At 33.4% G+C, this 1,109-nt stretch carries 1 pseudogene; it reads left to right on the top strand.

Annotated features, from left to right (window positions below):
- Positions 1 to 1,109, top strand: a pseudogene (locus FJR38_RS09345) (IS5 family transposase); the annotation flags it as partial.

The following is a 1,109-nucleotide window of genomic DNA, read 5'->3' as shown; positions in this document are numbered from 1 at the left end:
TTGGGTTTAAGTGATAGAGAAACAGTAGAACAAATAAGAGAAAATCCATATCTACAATACTTTATAGGATTGAATAGCTATAGTAATAAAGCACCATTTGAGGCATCAATGTTAGTTCATTTTAGACAAAGAATAGATATAGAATTAGTGAACAGAATGAATAGAAGCATGGTTAATAATCATGAAAATAAAATCAGTGAGGAAGAAACAGAAAAAAAGTTATTAGTGTGGAAGCAGGAGAAGAAAAAATAGATGAAGATAAAAATAAAGGGAAATTAAAATTAGATGCAACTTGTGTACCAGCAGATATTAAATATCCAACAGATTTAGGATTATTAAATCAAGCCAGGGAGCAGACAGAAGAAATAATAGATATTCTGTATGAAGAATTGGATAGAAACGAAAATAAAAAACCAAGAACTGACAGAAATACAGCTAGAAAAGAATATCTAAACGTCGCTAAAAAACGAAAACCATCGAAAAAACAAAAAAGAAAAGCCATAAAAAAACAACTACAATACCTGAAAAGAAACTTAGGACATATAGATAGACTAATAGCACTGGGAGCCAAGCTGGAGTGGCTAAGTAGTCAAAAACATAAAATACTATTAGTGGTAAATGAAGTATACCGACAACAATTATTCATGTATGAAAATAGTCTGATTCGTGTTGACGATAGAATTGTGAGTTTAACACAACCTCATGTCCGTCCAATTGTCAGGGGAAAAGCTGGTTCATCAGTGGAATTTGGAGCCAAGTTATCAGCTAGTTGTTACGAAGGATATGTATTTTTAGACCGGATTAGTTGGGATAATTTTAATGAATCAGGTGACTTAAAATCACAAGTAGAAGCGTTTAAAGCTGCAACAGGATACTATCCAGAATCAGTACACGTAGATCAAATTTATCGCACCAAGGATAATAGAAAATGGTGCAAAGAAAGAGGGATTAGAATTAGTGGACCACCACTAGGAAGACCACCAACAAATGTCAGCCAAGAAACCAAAAAGCAGGCACAATTAGACGAAAGAGATCGTAATTGTATTGAAGGTAAATTCGGAGAAGCCAAAAGAAGATATAGTCTTGACCGAATGATGACTAAACTTTCT

Origin of the sequence: Anabaena sp. UHCC 0253, assembly GCF_009712085.1 — a bacterium.
Classification (GTDB): domain Bacteria; phylum Cyanobacteriota; class Cyanobacteriia; order Cyanobacteriales; family Nostocaceae; genus Dolichospermum.
Note: the sequence above shows the minus strand (reverse complement) of the source record. Positions and strands in the feature narration are given on the sequence as shown.